General features: G+C 48.4%; 15 protein-coding genes. 3 read left to right on the top strand and 12 right to left on the bottom strand.

Translation table 11 applies throughout. The features are described from left to right. Window positions 1–156: 156 nt before the first annotated feature. The gene (locus KO531_RS22465; protein WP_251068990.1) at window positions 157–624 is read left to right on the top strand and encodes a hypothetical protein; all 468 of its coding nucleotides are present in this window, start codon (window positions 157–159) and stop codon (window positions 622–624) included. Window positions 625–838: 214 nt separating this feature from the next. On the opposite strand, the gene selA is transcribed toward KO531_RS22465, so the two are convergent. From selA to hutC, 8 genes are all read right to left on the bottom strand, one after another. After that, a complete protein-coding gene (gene selA, locus KO531_RS16450; RefSeq protein ID WP_219251753.1) occupies window positions 839–2,260 on the bottom strand; it encodes an L-seryl-tRNA(Sec) selenium transferase in 1,422 nt (473 codons plus the stop codon). A 96-nt stretch (window positions 2,261–2,356) separates the two neighbouring features. Then, window positions 2,357–3,262 carry a formate dehydrogenase accessory protein FdhE gene (fdhE, locus tag KO531_RS16445; RefSeq protein ID WP_219251711.1) on the bottom strand — a complete coding sequence of 302 codons (906 nt, stop codon included), beginning with the start codon at window positions 3,260–3,262 and terminating at the stop codon, window positions 2,357–2,359. After that, window positions 3,262–3,903: a formate dehydrogenase subunit gamma gene (locus KO531_RS16440; protein WP_011982054.1), complete on the bottom strand. Its 642-nt coding sequence runs from the start codon at window positions 3,901–3,903 to the stop codon at window positions 3,262–3,264. Before KO531_RS16440 ends, fdhE begins: the two co-directional genes overlap by 1 nt. Beyond that, window positions 3,900–4,811 (bottom strand): formate dehydrogenase subunit beta, encoded by a 912-nt coding sequence (gene fdxH, locus KO531_RS16435; RefSeq protein WP_168826883.1) that lies wholly within the window; start codon window positions 4,809–4,811, stop codon window positions 3,900–3,902. Before fdxH ends, KO531_RS16440 begins: the two co-directional genes overlap by 4 nt. Window positions 4,812–4,813: 2 nt before the next feature. Then, window positions 4,814–7,828, bottom strand: a complete 3,015-nt coding sequence (fdnG, locus tag KO531_RS16430) for a formate dehydrogenase-N subunit alpha (protein ID WP_173496974.1) — start codon at window positions 7,826–7,828, stop codon at window positions 4,814–4,816. A gap of 675 nt (window positions 7,829–8,503) precedes the next feature. Next, window positions 8,504–10,045, bottom strand: coding sequence for a histidine ammonia-lyase (gene hutH, locus KO531_RS16425; RefSeq protein ID WP_113941242.1), 1,542 nt, complete (start codon window positions 10,043–10,045; stop codon window positions 8,504–8,506). Between the two features lie 52 nt (window positions 10,046–10,097). After that, entirely contained in the window at window positions 10,098–11,765 is a 1,668-nt protein-coding gene (hutU, locus tag KO531_RS16420) for a urocanate hydratase (protein WP_212600829.1), read from the bottom strand. Window positions 11,766–11,920: 155 nt separating this feature from the next. Beyond that, window positions 11,921–12,628 (bottom strand): histidine utilization repressor, encoded by a 708-nt coding sequence (gene hutC / locus KO531_RS16415; RefSeq protein ID WP_212600830.1) that lies wholly within the window; start codon window positions 12,626–12,628, stop codon window positions 11,921–11,923. A gap of 173 nt (window positions 12,629–12,801) precedes the next feature. On the opposite strand from hutC, the gene hutI reads away from it, so the two are divergent. Beyond that, the gene (hutI, locus tag KO531_RS16410) at window positions 12,802–14,028 is read left to right on the top strand and encodes an imidazolonepropionase (RefSeq protein ID WP_219251710.1); all 1,227 of its coding nucleotides are present in this window, start codon (window positions 12,802–12,804) and stop codon (window positions 14,026–14,028) included. 117 nt (window positions 14,029–14,145) lie between these two features. On the opposite strand, the gene KO531_RS16405 is transcribed toward hutI, so the two are convergent. The 3 genes from KO531_RS16405 to KO531_RS16395 all read right to left on the bottom strand — a co-directional run bounded on the left by KO531_RS16405 (window position 14,146) and on the right by KO531_RS16395 (window position 16,816). Beyond that, window positions 14,146–14,898, bottom strand: a complete 753-nt coding sequence (locus KO531_RS16405; protein WP_219251709.1) for a siderophore-interacting protein — start codon at window positions 14,896–14,898, stop codon at window positions 14,146–14,148. After that, window positions 14,891–15,451 (bottom strand): MarR family winged helix-turn-helix transcriptional regulator, encoded by a 561-nt coding sequence (locus tag KO531_RS16400; protein ID WP_113941237.1) that lies wholly within the window; start codon window positions 15,449–15,451, stop codon window positions 14,891–14,893. Before KO531_RS16400 ends, KO531_RS16405 begins: the two co-directional genes overlap by 8 nt. Before the next feature lie 453 nt (window positions 15,452–15,904). Beyond that, a complete protein-coding gene (locus tag KO531_RS16395; protein ID WP_219251708.1) occupies window positions 15,905–16,816 on the bottom strand; it encodes an NYN domain-containing protein in 912 nt (303 codons plus the stop codon). 390 nt (window positions 16,817–17,206) lie between these two features. Here KO531_RS16395 and KO531_RS16390 point away from each other — a divergent pair, with 390 nt between their 5' ends. After that, on the top strand, window positions 17,207–19,030 hold the full coding sequence (locus KO531_RS16390) for a glycerophosphodiester phosphodiesterase (protein WP_219251707.1): 1,824 nt from the start codon (window positions 17,207–17,209) through the stop codon (window positions 19,028–19,030). Between the two features lie 7 nt (window positions 19,031–19,037). Here the strand turns inward: KO531_RS16390 and KO531_RS16385 are convergent, their stop codons facing one another. Continuing rightward, the gene (locus KO531_RS16385; protein ID WP_113941233.1) at window positions 19,038–19,469 is read right to left on the bottom strand and encodes a hypothetical protein; all 432 of its coding nucleotides are present in this window, start codon (window positions 19,467–19,469) and stop codon (window positions 19,038–19,040) included. Window positions 19,470–19,762: the final 293 nt, after the last annotated feature.

The raw sequence follows: 19,762 nt of genomic DNA, 5'->3' as shown, positions 1-19,762 counted from the left end.
CGAATGTGCACAACAGGGCGGCTACAGAGCTCGGCTTGAGGCAAACTGCTCAGCCAATCGCCACGCTCTGGCTCCCTATGGTTATCGACACCCGTTAAATTGAGTGCTACGCGTGTACCCGTGACAGCCCTTTGGGCTTCTTGTCCCTGACAATGTATGCCTCGCACTCTGAGTTTGGCCTTTTGCCCTGAGCTAAAAAGACTATCCCCCACACATACGCTGCCGCTGATCACTGTGCCCGTCACGACACAACCCGCACCTTTCACACTAAAGGCGCGATCGAGCGTCATCCTAAAGCTGCTGGCATCCTCCGCTCGCTTTGACTCTTGCTCACCTAAATCAAGAATATGCGCCTTCAGCGCCGCCACGCCATTGGATGCTAAGTCGGCGGTTCCATTCGCCGACACTTCAAAAACACCACTGGCTTCAATGCCATACTCGGCGAGCAAAGTGAGTCCATCGGCGACAAGCTGTGCCGCCTTGTCACTATCAACTAAATCCCGCTTAGTTAGCACTAAGGTCAAACTGTGCAAAGGTAAGAGCGCAAGAATTTGCAAATGCTCACGGGTTTGCGGCATTACGCCATCGTCACAGGCCATCACCAACAGGGCGTGTCGAGCATGACTCACACCCACCAGCATGTTGTTGATAAATTTTTCGTGGCCGGGCACATCAATAAAAGCAAAGCGCGAACCATCTCGAAGTGGCATAAACGCATAGCCAAGATCGATCGTCATACCACGGCGTTTTTCCTCCGGCAGACGATCGGTATTCATCCCAGTCAAAGCACGAATAAGCGTGCTCTTGCCATGATCGACATGACCCGCAGTCACAATGATCACAACTGCACACCTAAAGTGCTCAACTCGGCGAGGAGTTCGGCTTCACTATCAAGACCGCGCAGATCTAACCTGAGTTGGTCCTGACTCATGCGGCCTATGATAGGCCGTGCCGCCTGCTTAAATTGTTGTTCTAACAAACTTAAACTACCGCCATTGAGTGCGGTAAAACACAACGCCACTGAAGGTAAAAAAGTATCGGGCTGCGAGCCACTGCCGACCTGTGTTTGGCACTCGACTAACTCAATGCGATAACAAGGTTCAAAGTGTGGAACCAAAGCTTGCTGTAAGCGACGACCAATCTGCCATAACGTCTCTTGGCTACGGGCAAATTTCGCCATAATAGGCAGCTCAATGTCTAAGGTTTCAGGGTTAAGATAGTGGATCAATGTCGCTTCTAACGCCGCCAAAATCAGCTTATCGCAACGCAGGGCGCGCTTTAGTGGATGACTCTGTAACTGCTTAATCAGCGACTGTTTGCCAACGATTAAACCAGACTGAGGGCCACCCAATAGTTTGTCACCGGAAAAACTGACTAGATCAACCCCATCGGCTAACATGGCTTGGGGTGTAGGTTCTTGCTTTAGACCAAAGCGGCGCAGATCCGTCAGTGAACCGCTGCCAAGATCTGAAATGAGTGATATGCCACGCTCACGGCATAACTGACCCAGCCTTGCCTCCTCCACTGCGGCAGTAAAACCACTAATATGATAATTACTGGTGTGGACCTTCATTATCGCAGCGGTATTTTCAGTAATGGCCTGCTCATAATCCTTAAGGTGAGTCCGATTGGTGCTGCCGACCTCGACTAAGGTGCAGCCCGCTTGGCGCATAATGTCAGGGATGCGAAACGCGCCGCCAATTTCCACCAACTCACCACGGGAGACGATGACTTCTTTCCCCGCCGCCACCGCTGACAGCATCAACAACACAGCTGCGGCATTGTTATTCACAACACAACAAGCCTCGGCACCCGTTAAGCGCTGGATCAAAGCACTGATCGCATTATCTCTGTGACCACGTTCACCTGCCGCAAGCTCAAACTCCAGCGGTGTGGGATAGCGCATAACAGAAGTCACGGCTCGAATTGCCGCTTCTGACTGTTGCGCTCGGCCAAGGTTGGTATGCAATATGGTGCCAGTGAGATTCCACACGGGTTTTAAGCTGTGGCTGTAATCGTTAGACAGTTGATCAACCAAACATCTGTGCAATTGCGCAAGATCGCCACACCATGTCGGCAAACAGTGCTCACGGCCGATTAAGCTGCGCGCCGCCTTTAACTGGGTATCCAGTGCGGCCTTTACTGCCGCTTTGCCGTAGGACTGCTGCAATACCACAAAACTAGGCTCTGCAAGTAGGCTATCCATTGAAGGCAAAGCTCGGTACAGAACTTGTAGTGTTTCAGGTGCTTGGGTCATCATCTGTGCCATTTTGTTTATATTATTGCCATTGGTTTATAAAAAGCAGGAAGGGATCAGCAACCCGATTCCCTCCCGCATTTGTTTAAGCTATGTGGCTTACGTGGTTTCGTGGGCCAGTAGCAGTGGGTTCAGTGTTGTTGCACCAAAGCCCTTAGCATTTAGCTCACTGTCTAACATCAAGGTTGCGAGATCGTCTGCCGCCACATCCATAGACGGCGAGTTTTCGACGAACATCATCTTGGTATAGCCATGACATTCATCGCAGCTTTCGATCCGCACTTGAGCCTTGGCATCATCTAGCGACCAAATCGTCATCTCTTTGTCCTGACCGCAACTGGTGCAATGGGCACGAATGTAATGCCATTCGCTCTCGCACAGACTGCAATGCAGGTAGCGCAAACCAGCTCGGGGCTGATCGACAATCACACTCGCCACTGGATGACATCCACACACGGGACACATACTCTGCTGCGCCACCTTGCACGGATCCATCCGCTTGATGACCATAGGTGCCCAATGCGACCAATAAACGCCCATCGCCGCCCAGATGAATAAGCTAAAACGGGCAGGCACTTCACTGACATGCCCTTGGCGTAGTGAACGCCCCCAAGAACTCAGTTGCTCGGGCGATTGCTGCATCAGCAAACGCACTACCCGAGCAATGGATTCATCCACCTGCGGCAACAAATCACTTAACAGTTGCTGTAGCAGTCCTTGCCAATAGCTATCTGCCTCTGAGCCCAACAGGGAAAGCGGAGTCGCCTCATCTTTCCCCCAAGCGAGAAGCTTACCGAAGTCAGCCTCCTGCGCTAACCTGGCCTGTATAGAGACCAAACGGCGACATAGCTCAAAGTAGTCAGCCAGCGGCGAGTCCTTGGCCAATGACAGCAAACGCTGCGCCCTTCTGTGATACACAGCTTGGGGATCTGCCGCTTTTAACGGTTTAAGTTCCAGCGGCGATTCGCGGCCTTGGGCCAGAGGTATCTCGGCTGTATGACTCATTAATGTTTCTCCACGTCCGAATGTTCATCCAACATCACAGGGTGATGTTTGCGGCACCAAGCCTTAGAGACTTTGCCGTAAAGCATGCCCGTAACCGACCCTTCCACCCATGTCGCCATCCAGAAATGCACCATCACAAAAATCAACATGATGAGCGCACAAATGGCGTGCAACAGAATGGCCCAACCCACCACAGTGGCGGAGAAATAGGGCGCAAAGTAAGGCTGCCACATGATGATTCCCGTCACCGTTAAAGTGATAGATGTCAGCACGAAGGCGCGAAACAATACCTTTTGCCCTGGGTTGTAATGGCCGATAGGCGGGATTTTCTCCTCGTTCTCGAACATCACATCCTTAATGGCGAGCATCCAAGCGAGGTCGTGCTTTTCCCATTTGTTGTGTTTGTAGTAACGTACCAACATCAACATCAGAGGTAAGCACATCATCAAGCCCGCAATGGGATGAATAAACTTCGCCAATTGCGGTGTGCCCGCTATCGCCCCAAGCCATTGAAACGACGGATAGAAGAAGGAAAAGCCAGTGAGAAATGTCACTAGGCCAACCGCCACAATGAACCAATGACAGATGCGATCGAACAGCTTGTGACGCACTATCATTTCTTGCTTATCATGCTTGCTCATTTGTCGGCCCCCTCTTCCTGCTTAGCCTCTTCCTCTGGCGGTTGATAACCCGGTTGGTCTTCTTCGACTATATTGCGACCGACGGTGATCTTATGCAGACAAGCGACGGCGGCAGTGGCAAGAATGCCCATAGTGCCTAAAGGTTTGACCCAGTCCTGCCACAGAGTGAGTGACAGTGGGATCTGCGGGTTATCGGGCATGTTGTAGCTTTCTGGCTGATTGATATCGTGCAATATCATCATCATACCCGTGCCACCTACACCCTCAGGGTTATAAAGTCCTGCCTTAGCAAAGCCCTTTTCCTTCAGTTCTTCGACCCGTTTTTGCGAGTAGAACAACATGTCCTCACGGGTGCCAAAACGCAGCGCCCCTGTGGTACAGGACTTAACGCAGGAAGGTTCCAATCCCACAGCCAAACGGTCAGAGCACATAGTGCACTTGTAGGCCTTGTTATCCTTAGGATCTATTTTGGGCACATCGAAAGGACAAGCACTGGCGCAATAACCGCAGCCGATACATTTGTCCGAATCGAAGTCCACCACACCATTGGCGTGCTGGATAATCGCGCCCGAGGTCGAACAGGCCGTTAAGCAGGCAGGATCGGCACAGTGCATACAGGCCGAGTGGGTAAATTGCCAACGCAGCTTGTTGCTTTCCATCACCTCATGGAACTCCATCAGAGTCCAACATTGGCCCGATAGCGACATGGGGTTTTGGTAACTGCCTTGGAACGTGCCCACTTCTTCCCGTAAATCATTCCACTCAGAACACGCCACTTGGCAGGCTTTACAGCCATTACACTTAGTGGCGTCGAACAGCTTGGCGACCTTTTCTGACGAATTACGCCCCTTTGCCGCAGGCGTCACCGCTGAAGTACCGGAGCGGCGGATAATGTCTTGTGATGCCATAATCAGATCCCCTCCGCTTTAGTGATGTTAACCAAAAATGCTTTGAACTCAGGCACCTGTGTATTTGCATCCCCCACTTCCGTGGTGAGTACGTTACAGGAGTAACTCTTACGAGTGAGTGCATTATGGCTGCCGTGACGGGGTAACCCGACGGTATGGACTAACTGGCCATTTACCTTTAACGGCTGTAGCCGTTTAGTCACTAAAGCTTTGGTTTCAATGCTGCCGCGTTTAGAGCTGACAGTGACCCAATCCCCATTGGCGATACCTTTTTCTGCCGCTAACATTTCATCGATTTCGACGAAGGTTTCAGGCATAGAAATCGCAGCTAAACGAGCATGCGTAGACCAGAAGTTAAAGTGTTCAGTTACACAGTAAGTAGTTGCCACATAAGGGAAGTCCTTATGGGAACCTAAGGTTTCCTTCACACCCGGTAACATACGTACCGCAGGGTTACTGGTGACCTTGTGTAACGGGTTCAACCCAATAGGCGACTCCATCGGCTCGTAGTGCTCAGGGAACGGACCTTCGGCCAATAGTTTAAGGGCGAAGAAACGACCCACACCTTCGGGTTGCATGATGAAGGGGCCAGCGGATTCCTGTGGTGTTAACTTCATATTGAAGTCGCCCACATCGATACCGTGCCACTTACCGTCAACCCACTCGACGATAGTGCGTTTTGGATCCCAAGGTTTGCCGTTGATATCGCAAGAAGCGCGGTTATACAGCACACGACGGTTTGCTGGCCAAGCAAATGCCCAACCCGGAGTAACACCTTTACCGGAAGGATCATGGTTGTCACGGCGAGCCATCAAGTTGCCTTCTTCGGTCCAAGAACCCGCATAAATCCAACAGGCGCTGGCGGTACTACCATCAGCTTTCAGTTCAGCAAAACTACTGAGCTGACGTTGAGTCACGAGATCCTTACCGTTAAGCTCGCGAGCGATTTCTTCAGCGTGCGGTGAGTGAGGATTGTGGTAATTCCAGCTCATCGCGTGCACTGGCTCAGGCAGCTTACCGCCCTCTTGTTTGTACAGTTCACGCATTGCCATTAAGACGCCAGAGAGAATCTCAGCATCTGGCTTGGCTTCACCCGGCGGGTTAGCTCCCTTCCAATGCCACTGCATCCAACGGCCAGAGTTGACGATGGAACCTTCTTCCTCGGCAAAACATGTCGTAGGTAAACGGAACACTTCCGTCATGATTTCAGCGGGATTGACTTCATTGAAGCCATCGGCATTTTGCCAGAAGGTTGCGGTTTCCGTTGCCAAGGCATCTAACACCACCATGTATTTAAGATTACTCAAGGCTTTGAGTACCTTATTACGGTTTGGCATAGAGTTAATGGCGTTAACACCTTGGATAATGTAGCCATTCACTTCGCCGTGGAAAGCCATATCTAAGTGTTTAGTAAAGTCGTACTGCTTGTCCCATTTCGGCAACCAGTCATAACCAAAGTCATTTTCAACCGTAGCGTTATCGCCCCAAAAGCTCTTCATTTGTGAAACAAAGAATTTAGGGTAATTTTGCCAATAGTTGGTTTGACCCGGACGCAGAGCGACAGGGGTATAGTTGTGGAGATAGGTTTTAAGATTAATGTCTTTTTCGTTCGGTAACTTGAGGTAACCGGGCAAGCTTTGACACAATAAACCCATATCGGTCGCGCCTTGCACGTTCGAGTGTCCGCGCAGAGCGTTAACACCACCGCCCAACACCCCAATGTTACCCAGCAGCAACTGCACCATGGCCATAGAGCGAATGTTCTGCGCCCCTTTACTGTGGTGAGTCCAACCTAAGGCATACATAAAGGTCGCGGCTCTATCGTGGGTATGAGTGCTACCAATTTGTTGGCAAACGATCTCATAGTCCGCAATCGGCGTACCGGTAATATTGCTTACTGTTTCAAAGTCATAGCGTTCTACATGTTGCTTCATTAAGTTCCACACACAGCGTGGATGTTCGAAGCTAGGATCGATTTTCGCGTAACCCTGTTCGTCTAACTCGTAATACCAAGACTCTTTATTGTAGCTATCTGTTTCTTCATCGAAACCACTGAACAGACCTTCACTAAAAGAGAAGTCTTCGCGCACTATGTAACTGGCATTGGTATAAGCCTTAACATAGTCGTAGTTCACTTGTTTGGTTTCAATAAGATAGCGGATCACCCCGAGCAGGAAGGCGATATCTGTGCCCGAGCGGATCGGCGCATAGTAATCGGCCACAGCGGCGCTACGGGTGAAGCGAGGATCGACCACCAAAAGTTTAGCGTTGTTATGTTGCATAGCTTCTGTAACCCAGCCGAATCCGACAGGGTGAGCCTCTGCAGCATTACCGCCCATAATAATGATCAAATTAGAGTTTTTAATATCGATCCAGTGGTTGGTCATGGCACCACGTCCAAATGTCGGAGCAAGACTTGCTACCGTTGGAGAGTGTCAGTTACGCGCAATAGTATCGATTGCAACTAGGCCCAGTGCCCGTGCAAATTTCTGGGTGATATAGCCGCCTTCATTCGGCATCGCCGACGAGGTCATCATCCCAGTGCTAAGCCAACGGTTAACCGTCATCCCAGCAGAATTCTTTTCAATCAAGTTAGCATCACGGTCATTCTTCATCAGACGGGCGATGCGTTGGTAAGCTTCAGTCCAGCTGATACGAGTCCATTCATTACTGCCTGGCGCACGGTACTCAGGATATTTAAGACGATTAGGGCTGTTCACATAATCCACTAGACCAGCACCCTTAGGACACAAGGCCCCGCGGTTGACTGGATGGTCTGCATCCCCTTCGATATGGAAAATACTTTGTTCGGCGTTTTTGCCGTTACTTCCTTTGCTGTACATCAGCAATCCGCAACCCACTGAGCAATAGCAGCAGTTATTGCGGGTTTCTTTCGCGCTAATGAGTTTGAATTCTCGAACGGCCGCATAGGCCTTTTCGGACATCAATCCCAACGCTGAAATTGCTGAGGTGGCAGCTCCGGCAGCACACAGTCTAAAAAACTGGCGTCTGTTCATTGCGTCCTCTCACACTCTTGTCGTTATGAGTCTAGTGGTTGCTGTGGTAAAAATGGCAACCGATTGAGTGAGTCCTACTAAAGACCACACTTAATTTAAGATTATCCCCAAAGAAGAAATAGATAACAAATAATGACATGAGATCAAGATCTCAAATAAACAACCACAGAACTTAACTCCAAAAAACATTTCAAATAAAGCGCCAAAGACCAATAAATGATAATAAAAGCACAATTTAAGGAATTAAAAACCAATAAACCACAAAAGACATTTTGTCCAACATGACAACCCCATATTGTCCCACATCATATGGTTGTGGTTATTAAAAATGATTACATGCATTCAAATATGCATAATGATGGCGGATAAAAACACAAAGGTAACGGTTTCTAGAGGGATAGACAGCCACAAAAACTGACAATGTAAAGATTAGGGCAAAAAGTGCAGAGTCTGCGGTGTTAAACACACCAAAATGGCAAAGACAAAGATCGAGGAAAAGCAGATAAAAACCAAAGAAAAAGGCACAAGCAATCTGCCTGCACCTTAAATTTTGCCTTTTAACGCTTATTTTTAGCACATTGAGGCGCAAAATCTGGGCGCGATAACAAAAGCGCCTCAGTGCAGCCTATTCCCGCGGAGTAAACACCTGTTCAGCCATTAAACTAAAACAAACGCCTAAAAGCTGGCTAGCGTTCCTGCTGGCAGATAAGTGTTAAAGCTCGCTGTATACAACAAATCTGTCGCGGCTTCGATATCTGGCGCGAAGTATCTGTCTTTATCGTAATAAGCGACGACTTCACGTAATTCGGCTTTAGCCTTAGCTACTGCGACACTTGGGGCTAAAGGCGCGCGGAAATCTAAACCCTGAGCCGCCGCTAACAATTCAATTGCCAGTACACCACGGGTATTTTCGCTCATATCGCGCAAGCGGCGCGCCGCAAAGGTCGCCATAGAAACATGGTCTTCTTGGTTTGCCGATGTTGGCAAGCTGTCAACTGATGCCGGATGAGCGTAGGTCTTGTTCTCAGACGCCAATGCCGCCGCCGTCACTTGGGCGATCATAAAGCCCGAGTTCACCCCGCCGTTTTTTACCAAAAATGGCGGCAGTTTAGATAGGCTAGAATCGATCAATAACGCAATACGACGCTCGGCAATGGAGCCCAGTTCAGCAATCGCAATCGCCAGATTATCCGCCGCCATAGCCACGGGTTCGGCGTGGAAGTTACCGCCAGAAATGATATCGCCTGTATCTTGAAACACCAGTGGGTTATCGGTTACGCCATTGGCCTCTGTGCCTAACACATCGGCCGCGTGACGAATTTGGGTCAAGCAAGCACCGAGCACCTGTGGCTGACAGCGCAGTGAGTAAGGATCTTGCACCTTTTCACAATTAGCGTGACTTAAGCTTATCTCAGACTCTTCACCCAGTAGATGACGGAAGACCATGGCCGAATCGATTTGACCTTTCTGACCACGCGCCGCATGGATGCGAGGATCAAACGGGCTACGGCTGCCCATAGCCGCTTCGACACTCATAGCACCGATCACAGAACTTGCTGCGAACAAGTCTTCAGCGTGGAATAACCCTTCCAGTGCCAGCGCTGTCGACGCTTGCGTGCCGTTAAGCAAAGCTAACCCTTCTTTGGCCGCCAAATCGATTGGCTTAAGGCCAGCGATTTCTAAACCTTCGGCGGCAGAAATTAACTCGCCTCGATAGCTCATTTCGCCTTCACCCAGCATAGGCAAACACATGTGCGCCAGTGGCGCTAAGTCACCCGAGGCGCCAACAGAGCCTTTTTCTGGCACGCAGGGATAGACTTCGGCGTTCACTAAACTGATTAAGAAGTTAATCACTTCTAAACGAATGCCTGAAAAACCACGACTTAATGAGTTGATTTTTAACACCATCATCAAGCGCACTGTGGCATCTTGCATGTATTGCCCCGTGCCAGCGGCATGTGACAACACGATAGAACGTTGCAGCAATTGCAGATCTTCGGGCGCTATCTTGGTATTGGCCAACAAGCCAAAGCCCGTGTTGATGCCATAAACGGTACGGCCTTCATCCAACACTTTCTGCACGATTTGCGCACTGGTGTTGATATCAGTAATGGCCTCTGGTGCGAGTTCCAGTGTCAACTTATGACGGCTGATTTCGCGCAATTGCGCTAGGCTCAAGCTGCCCGGCGTTAACACTAAGTGATTCACAGATTTCATATTTTTAGCTCCAAGCTTTTAGTTATTATTGTTATTGAGTCGTTAGCATCGGCTAGTCTTGCATAGGTAAATCGAGGCCCTGCTCCTTGGCGCAGTTTTTCGCAATCTCGTAGCCCGCATCAGCATGTCGCATCACGCCTGTCGCTGGGTCATTCCACAGCACACGGCCAACCCGTTTTGCCGCCGCATCTGTGCCGTCACACACAATGACCACTCCCGAATGTTGGCTAAAGCCCATGCCGACGCCGCCGCCGTGGTGCAAAGATACCCAAGTTGCACCGCTAGCGGTGTTGAGTAGTGCGTTCAGTAATGGCCAATCGGATACTGCATCTGAGCCGTCCAGCATAGATTCGGTTTCGCGGTTCGGGCTAGCCACGGAGCCAGAATCTAAGTGGTCGCGACCAATTACCACGGGCGCCGACAACTCGCCATTTTTGACCATTTCGTTGAAAGCTAACGCCAAGCGAGCGCGATCTTTTAAGCCAACCCAGCAAATACGCGCTGGCAGACCTTGGAAGGCGATACGCTCGCGCGCCATGTCTAACCAATTGTGCAAGTGTGGGTTATCTGGGATCAATTCTTTCACTTTAGCGTCGGTTTTGTAGATATCTTCGGGATCGCCAGATAACGCCACCCAGCGGAACGGGCCAATGCCTTCACAGAACAGTGGGCGAATATAAGCAGGTACAAAACCAGGGAAATCAAAGGCATTTTCAACACCCATTTCAAACGCCATTTGGCGAATGTTGTTACCGTAATCAAGCGTGGCTGCACCCGCGGTTTGCAGGTCGAGCATGGCTTGTACTTGCACCGCCATCGAGGCTTTCGCCGCTTTCACTACGCCCGCTTCATCAGTTTTACGCATGGCCGCAGCCTCAGCCATAGTCCAACCCTGCGGCAGATAACCGTTTAATGGATCATGGGCAGAGGTTTGGTCGGTCACCACATCTGGGGTAACGCCGCGTTTAACTAATTCAGCAAACACATCGGCGGCATTCGCTAATAAGCCCACTGATACTGGCTTGCCAGCTTGGTTCGCTTCTTCAATCATGGCTAATGCTTCATCGAGCGAAGTGGCTTTTTTGTCAACATAACGAGTACGCAGGCGGAAATCGATGCGGGTTTCGTCGACTTCACAGGCTAACACTGAGAAGCCGGCCATAGTGCCCGCCAGCGTTTGTGCGCCGCCCATACCACCTAGCCCGCCAGTAAGGATCCATTTGCCTTTAGAGATGCCCTCAAAGTGCTGTTTTGCGACCGACACAAAGGTCTCGTAAGTACCTTGGACTATGCCTTGAGTACCAATGTAGATCCACGAACCCGCCGTCATCTGGCCGTACATGGCTAAACCTAACTTATCTAACTCGTTGAAATGTTGCCAGTTCGCCCAATGTGGCACTAGGTTTGAGTTAGCAATCAGTACGCGCGGTGCATCCGCATGGGTGCGAAATACGCCCACAGGTTTGCCCGATTGCACTAATAAGGTTTCGTCGTCTTCGAGGCGTTGTAAAACTTCGATAATTTTGTCGTAACAGTCCCAATCGCGGGCGGCGCGGCCGATACCACCATAGACGACTAAGTCTTCTGGGCGCTCGGCGACATCGGGATGTAAGTTGTTCATTAACATACGCATTGGCGCTTCAGTGAGCCAACTCTTACAGCTTAATTGTGTGCCATGCGGTGCAATAATACGGCGGCTTGGGTCGTGGCGCTTATCCATTGAATTTTCCTCTTTCAACCTGTGGTGCTAACTCGTATTCGCTAAGTCGCTAATACGGGTTAGCACTATTGTTTTTATTATGTTTTTATCTTTTAACTTATAAGGGTACAGCTATCAAAGTTACTGATTTACATCTGTTAATCACGCCACTGGCGTTACTTGCTAAAGGTTAAGTGGCCGCCGAGTTTAAAACGGCTACCTGGATGAACTAATTTTGCGAAACTCACGACGCCTTGGCGTGACCAAGTGCGGCGTAAAATCTGTAAACAGGGCTCAGTGGCGGGGATTTCGAGCCTTTGCTGTAATGCTTCACTGGCGATAATCGCTTCAATCGTGTGATGCGCCTCGGTCAGCGGTGCCACTTGGGACAAATATTCGTGGGGTGTCTGCTGGGTAAAATCCTGCAATAAATAATCGGGTACCAGCTCAGGATTCACATAACGCTCTTCAACTTGCAACGGTAAGCCCTGCTCGCAATGCACTAAGATCGAATGGAATACTGTCGCACCGTGCTCAAGTCCAAGGGAAATTGCGATACTCGTACTCGCCGCGACTTGTTCTAACACCCATTGCTGCACGCTATAGCCGTGGCCGCGGTCTTTTATCTCATCGGCAATATTGCGGATCGCCAACATAGACGACTGGGATTTACACCCTGCGACGAAAGTGCCTAGCCCTTGAGAACGCTCAAGCACACCGCTATCCGTCAGCTCGGTTAGCGCACGTCGCGCCGTCATTCGGCTGCAGGTAAACAAATCGGCAAGCTGATTCTCAGAAGGTACGCGAGCATGTTCTTCCCACTCACCCGACTCGATAGAGGAGATAATGTATTGCTTAATTTCTGCAAACTTAGGAGTAGCCAAAACATTTCCTCAATATAAAGCGCTAGAATCTAGGTACTATTCACTCTTTCAAACGTTCAAAATTGCGGCTACAATCCTAGCTTGTATATACAAGCAAATACAAGCCAGCTCACATAAATTTAATAAACCGTTAATCACTTGGTTAACATCTGCCAGCACAGCGAGGGGAATACATGTCTTGGGATCAGGTTTGGATAGATGTTAACTTAGCCACAATGGACCCTTCCGTATCAGCACCTTATGGTGCGATCGCCAACGCGGCCATCGCAGTAAAAGATGGCAAAATTGCTTGGCTTGGCCCCCGCAGCGAACTGCCCGCCTTCGATGTTTTGTCAATTCCCGTTTACAGGGGCAAAGGCGGTTGGATCACCCCAGGATTAATTGACGCCCACACCCACTTAATCTTTGCCGGTAATCGCGCCAATGAATTTGAGTTACGCCTACAGGGCGCCAGTTACGAAGAAATTGCTCGTGCAGGTGGCGGCATTATTTCGACCGTTAAGGCCTGCCGCGAAGCGGATGAAGCAGAATTATTTGAACTCGGCCGTCAGCGTTTAAACGCGCTCGCCAAAGAAGGAGTTACTACGGTTGAGATCAAATCGGGTTACGGCTTAGATACTGAAACTGAATTGAAAATCCTGCGTGTCGCCCGCGAGCTCGGCAAACATCACCACGTAGATGTGAAGACCACATTCCTTGGCGCCCATGCAATTCCGCCTGAGTATAAAGACAATAGCGACGGCTATGTCGACTTAATTATCAATAAGATGCTGCCCGCCGTGATCGCCGAAAATCTTGCCGATGCAGTGGATGTGTTCTGCGAGAATATCGCCTTTAACCTTGAGCAAACCGAACGGGTTCTCAGCGCAGCCAAAGCGGCGGGCTTAGAGATTAAGCTCCATGCCGAGCAGTTAACCAATATGGGCGGCAGTGCACTGGCCGCACGTCTTGGTGCTAAGTCTGTAGATCATATCGAATATTTAGATGAGGCGGGCGTAAAAGCCTTAAGTGAAAGCGGCACCTGCGCCGTACTGCTGCCGGGCGCCTTTTACTTTTTGCGGGAAACCCAAAAACCACCTATCGATTTACTGCGCCAATACGGCGTACCTATGGTGCTCGCCAGCGATTTCAACCCAGGCTCATCCCCCATTTGCTCAACCCTGTTGATGCTGAATATGGGCTGCACCTTGTTCCGCTTAACGCCAGAAGAAGCCCTAACAGGACTCACCTTAAATGCCGCCAAAGCACTAGGAATTGAAGACACGGTTGGCAGTTTAGTCGTTGGCAAACAAGCCGATTTTTGTCTGTGGGATATCGCCACGCCTGCGCAGTTGGCCTACAGCTACGGCGTCAATCCCTGCAAAGATGTGGTGAAGAATGGCAAGCTAGTGCATCAGTAAAATGCGCGTACTCGCCGCAAATGTGGCATAAGTAGCGAATAAAATAAGGTCGCAAAATCAAACTTGGCGACCTTATTTTGTTTAATGGCTCGGTTTGTTTAAGAACAGGATTTAAGCTTAAGCACTGGCCCCATTTTCTAACTGCTCATCTTCTTGTTTTACCAGCTTATGCTCGCCCTCGTTACAGCCTATTTTCCAATAGCTCGACGTGTAAAAATGGCTCTTAGGTAATGAATGCGCTTGCTTGAAGTGTCTTCTTAGCGCGCGCATACTGTTGAATTCACAAGCAATCCACACGGCAGGCTCGCCAGTAAGCCAAGGTAATTGGACAATCCGCTCAACCAAAGGGCGACCTTCGGGATCGGCCTCAGGATTAATCACCCAATGCAGCTCAACATTTTCGGGATGCACAAGAGGCTGAATGTCGGCTTCGCTCAACACTTCAATCACAGCGTAACCCACTGCATTTTTTGGCAATTTTTCCAGATTCACGCTAATGGCGGGCAAGGCTGTCATATCACCTGCGAGTAAAAACCAATCCGCCTCAAAGTTGATCAGTTTTTTAAGTCCGGGTCCGCCAATTTGAATGAGTTCGCCCACCTGCGTCGTTTTCGCCCAACTCGATGCAGGGCCGTCGGTATCATGCAATACAAAATCCACATCGATTTCATCATCGCGTTGCTGGCGGATAGTGTAAGTTCGCATTAATGGACGCTCACCCGCTTGTGGGAATAACAACTTGATATAGGCACTCTCTTGATCGGCAGGAAATCCAGCCAATCCCGCACCGCCTAAGGTGATGCGTAACATATGCGGAGTGATATAAGTCGAGCGGATCACTTCTAGCTCACGTGGTGCAGGTTTATTCATTATGATTTTCTCCTATTGCGTTTTCTGCCGTTAAGCGCAACTCAATGGCTCCTTTTCCAGCCGTATCTTTTGGCTTACTAGATGGTCTTTTTTGAGTAAGGCAATCAGTTTCACTTTTGGCGGCAGCGGCATCATCCACACTTTTACTGATCCTATTGGCAAGTTTAATAAAAGTATCGACTTCGTCTGAACTGAGCGCCTGCGTCATGCGCGCCACGGTTTTACGTTCTGAGGCATTGATCTGAGTCATGATCTTTTCCCCCTCAGCCGTGGGTCGCAGTAACTGGCTGCGGCCATCCTTAGGGTTATCGATTTTAGTGATCAACCCGCTCTGCTGTAGCTCATTAAGAACACGGGTAATTTGCGCTTTATCCCGCTGCATTCGCAGGGCAATAGACTGAGCTGTCGATTCAGGATTGCGACACACGCCCTTCAAGGCACGGATATGAGTGACAGGTAAATCAATCTCTTGTGCAGCAATATCGCTACGCAATTGCTTTTTGTAGGCATGCACTAATCTGTGCAAAGTTTCACTGAGTGACAATGACGACATAGAAGGCTCTCGATATAGTTGACTGTATCAACAATATCGAGATTAGTTGATTGTGTCAACTAAGCAACCCTGTACTGAGTGTGCGGCAATGTGCAAATAATCAGAAAATGATTAAGCACTGGCTTTCCAGTGACGCGCCATAAACTCATCCTTGAGGGCTCGACCGTGACCTCCCTGTCACGAACGGTCACTTACAAACCAGTGCTTAATCTAATCAACTCCCGTGCATATTGATGACCTAGTTTGGCCATTAGCCTGATGCAATTTGCGTTACAGGAAACTGCGCCACCATCACAAACTCGTTATGTTGATAATGTGCCGTCATCAAAGTTACTTGAATCCGTTCTTAAGGAATTTGATTCATTTTAGGGTAAAAAAATGCGTTCTAATAGCAAATGTAGAGCCCAATGGCGGGTTTTAGCGGTGTGATGAGTCAGTCTGGTACAGAGTGAATCAGTTACTTTTTTTTCGGTATTCAACATAAGCTCTTGCATGTATTAAAACATCCAAAGCAGTTTCTTCAAAGTCTAATAAATTACTTGGGATATCACTTAAAACAGGTAATCCCTCTGGACTAGGTTTTACCTCGTCTAACCATTTCCATCTTTTTGCAGGACTAGGAATGACTTCTTCTAAAACATGTAAAATATCATTAACAATGGCTGGTTGACCAAACCATGAAATAGGCCTATTCACAGATTTTTTTAACCCAATAATTGAACGAGGTAACAGTGAAAGACTCAATTCATCAGTAGTAATATGAGTCCTCGTCCAATCAGCAAGCTCGGCTAAATCTGCATTTGGACTTCTTTCTAATTTTCGAGTTGGGATAATCAGACCAATTTTAGCTGTTGTTACTTGCTTTAGTTTACGTAATGCGGGGACGATATCGGTATCATTCGTTACAAAAACAATGTGTTCAAGTTCAGGATCGAGTATTGCATCTACAACTGAATCCAATGCTAAATTAACATCACTCTGTTTTTCTTCTAACTTCCAAATATTCGCACGCTGGCAATTTCTCGGCCAGACATTAGGATTATTAGAATCAATCAAATAAGCAGAAACTTGATCTATCGAATAATATCCTTCGATAATCTCAACACTCTTATCAGAATAGGCCATGCGCAATGCTCTATGATAAGCATCTTGATCAGCGACAGAATCATGGGCTCGCCTAGCTTTCTCTAAAATTTTCGCAGTATAAAACTTAATCGAAATAGGATCTACTGTGTATGGAAACGGAACGGAACTGGGGAGAATATAGGTAAGGAATAATTTTTTTAAATCTAACCATTTATAGCTAGTATTTCTTAAACAACCGTAATACAAGTTATATCCATCGACATAACCCCTTGTTTTCAAACTAGTATATTCCTTTAGATATGAAAAAACCGGCTTTCGCCGGCTTTATCTCCCAACCATCAGGGGTCGCAATGCCACGCGTGACAGAAGGGTTAGTTGTTGCCTACATTATCGACACTATTGACATGCATGTCAACTATGCAACGCCCCACTGAAGAGTTGCCACCTTAGAATCTGGTTGGCCAAGAGATATTCAACGCTTTGAGTAGCCACTCAGCAGAACTGTTAATCATTGTCGAATGTAATCCGGTACCCATAGGTCTTCTGTAAAATCATTGAGAAGAAGACTTTAACGAACTACCCACACCTAAAACATTGCACGAATGACTAACCGTCAACCTGAAACGCTGCTAAATTACAGTCCTACACTCGCACGATTAAGGAAGCTGCATGCTCAATCCTGAACACAGTTACTGGCATGACACGCTTAAAGCCATTCGTCGCTGCGGTAGAAAACTCATTGAATTTGAACTGTTATTCACCTTAGTGTCGGCGGGTATTATCGTTCCGTCTTTTGGTTGGCTACTGCGCCATCTGATTGCCAAAACGGGCAATGTCACCATCACCAATTACGACTTAATCGCCTTCGCCATGTCTCCCTATGGCTTGCTGTTTATGGTCATTACTCTATTCAGCAGCTTTACCGTGTTTTTTACCCAACGTGCTGGAGTCACGATTCTCGCAGCATCTGGCTTATACGATATTCCCATTGGCCCAGTGCGGGCGCTGATTTTCGCGACTGCGCGCTTACCCGTATTTATTCGCCTTGGTAGCATTTATGCGGCTTGCTTGTTGCTGCTCAGCGTACCTTTTATCGGACTAGGATATCTGATTTTCAGCGTGTTTCTACAGGGACACGACATCAATTACTACTTGTATTTTAAGCCTATAGACTGGTATCTCGCCTTAACGAGTATGGCCTTCTTAGCGATAATCTATGTCCTTGTTGCCTTATATCTGTGGGCCAAAGCGGCCTTTTCACTGACGATTATTGTGAGTGAAACGACCGATGCTTTGACGGCACTCAAACGCAGTTGGCAATTAAGCGCAGGCAATGAACGCCCGATTATGTGGCACGCTGCGGGTTGGTGGTTGAGGATAGGTGCTTTGGTGTATCCCTTAATACTGCTGATCTCCTGGGGAGCCGATACTTTACTCGATAGGGTTACGCTGACACTTTCGGCAGAATTAGCCATATTGGCCCTCGTTTCTGCACTGATTTTTATGCTCAGCGCGGCATGGTCCTTACTCGGAATGTTTGGCGAAGCCTTTATCATATTGCTGTTATACCGCCAGCTGGGAGAAAAACCCGCAGGGTTAGAACGCCTTGGGCGACAAACAGTAAAAAGAACGTCTGAACTGTCGCTTTATACAATAAGTGGGGTGTTGGTCGGCACTTTTTTAATCATGTTGGGATTAGGGGTATATGCCCTCAATAGTGAACCACAAAGGGATGACATCCTGATTACTGCACACCGTGCTGGCGCAGCTAGGGCACCAGAAAATACCCTTGCGGCTTTGCGTTTAGCGATTGCAGAAAAGGCGGATTATGCCGAAATCGATGTGCAAACGGCATCCGATGGCACCTTAATGGTATTGCACGATGCTGATTTAATGCGCATAGCGGGCGATCCAAGGCGAGTTGCCAACCTCAATGCGAGCGAAATGCAACAGCTTGATGCGGGGAGCTGGCACAGTGCCACTTTTGCAGGGGAATCCGTACCAACACTACTAGAGATGCTTAATGAGGCACGCAACAAAATAGGTTTAAACATTGAGCTTAAATATAATCAAGCCGATCCCAGCTTAGCGCAGGCCGTTGTCGCCTTATTGCAACAAGAGAAAATGACACAAGAAGTGGTGATTACATCGCTCGAAGCAAGAGCCATTGAAGAAGTGCAACGACTCGACCCTTCCATTCACACAGGCCTTATCGTCACTCAATCCATTGGCGATCCCATTAAGGCGAATACACAATTCTTAGCGGTCAATCAATCGATTACTAACGAAAAATTTATCGCCAGAGCACACAAAGGAGGTAAGCAAGTGCATGTATGGACAGTAAATAATCCACGGCAAATGCTGCGCATGTTGGCGCTGGGAGCCGATGTGCTCATTACCGACTATCCGCAGGAAGCCGTGGAAATCCGAGAACAGTGGCTCGCGTTATCCCCTGTTGAACAAACGGCACTGCGCCTACGCTATGTTCTGTAAATTCTGCTTATTTACTCAACCTCGCCTCGAAGCGCTTAGCTCTACGTTGAAGCAACCAAAAGAGGCTTAACACCCCAAATGAAGCGGCTAAAGTGGTCAGCGTTAGTGCAAAACCTTTGAATGAAAACAGGTTTAAAGTAAAACCATCTAATACCAGTACCGCCAAGCCAAGCGGCATTTGGATAAGCACAGCGGTAAACCAATCGAAGGGAAGTTTAGGAAAGATCCTGTGGTAAGCATAAAGCACTAAACCTGCAAGCAATATCAGCAAACTCGCATCATGAGCCGCCAATAAAAGATACTCCACACTGTTATGCGAGATGTGAGGCACCGCACTCAACATGTCCAACATATAACCTGCGCTGGCGACCAATGAGAAACTGATAAAACTCAATAAGGCTAATAGGATACCAAAGCCAAGTGCGGGTAAATATTTCATGTAAGGTCTCTCTATTCGCAGGTGAAATATGCTGTCTCGTCTCCCGAAAACCACAGCATGCAAGGTATAAAGGAGTAAAGAGACTTTAACTACAATAGCAGCCTAAATTTCCCTTAGCTATTAAGACCATAGTCTTATGTCTACCACAAACTTGTGCGCAATAAACGAGATGAAATCCAGTATCAAGTTAGTGTTTTCTCGGATAATCAGTGGATAAGCTTTTAAAATTACTAGATTAATCAAATTTCAATCTTATCGCTTAGTGATATCACCCACAATTTGCCCATGTGTTT

The sequence above is a fragment of the Shewanella sp. NKUCC06_TVS genome (assembly GCF_019345515.1).
In the GTDB taxonomy this organism is placed as follows: Bacteria; Pseudomonadota; Gammaproteobacteria; order Enterobacterales; family Shewanellaceae; genus Shewanella; species Shewanella oncorhynchi.
This window is presented reverse-complemented; position numbering and strand designations above follow the sequence as displayed.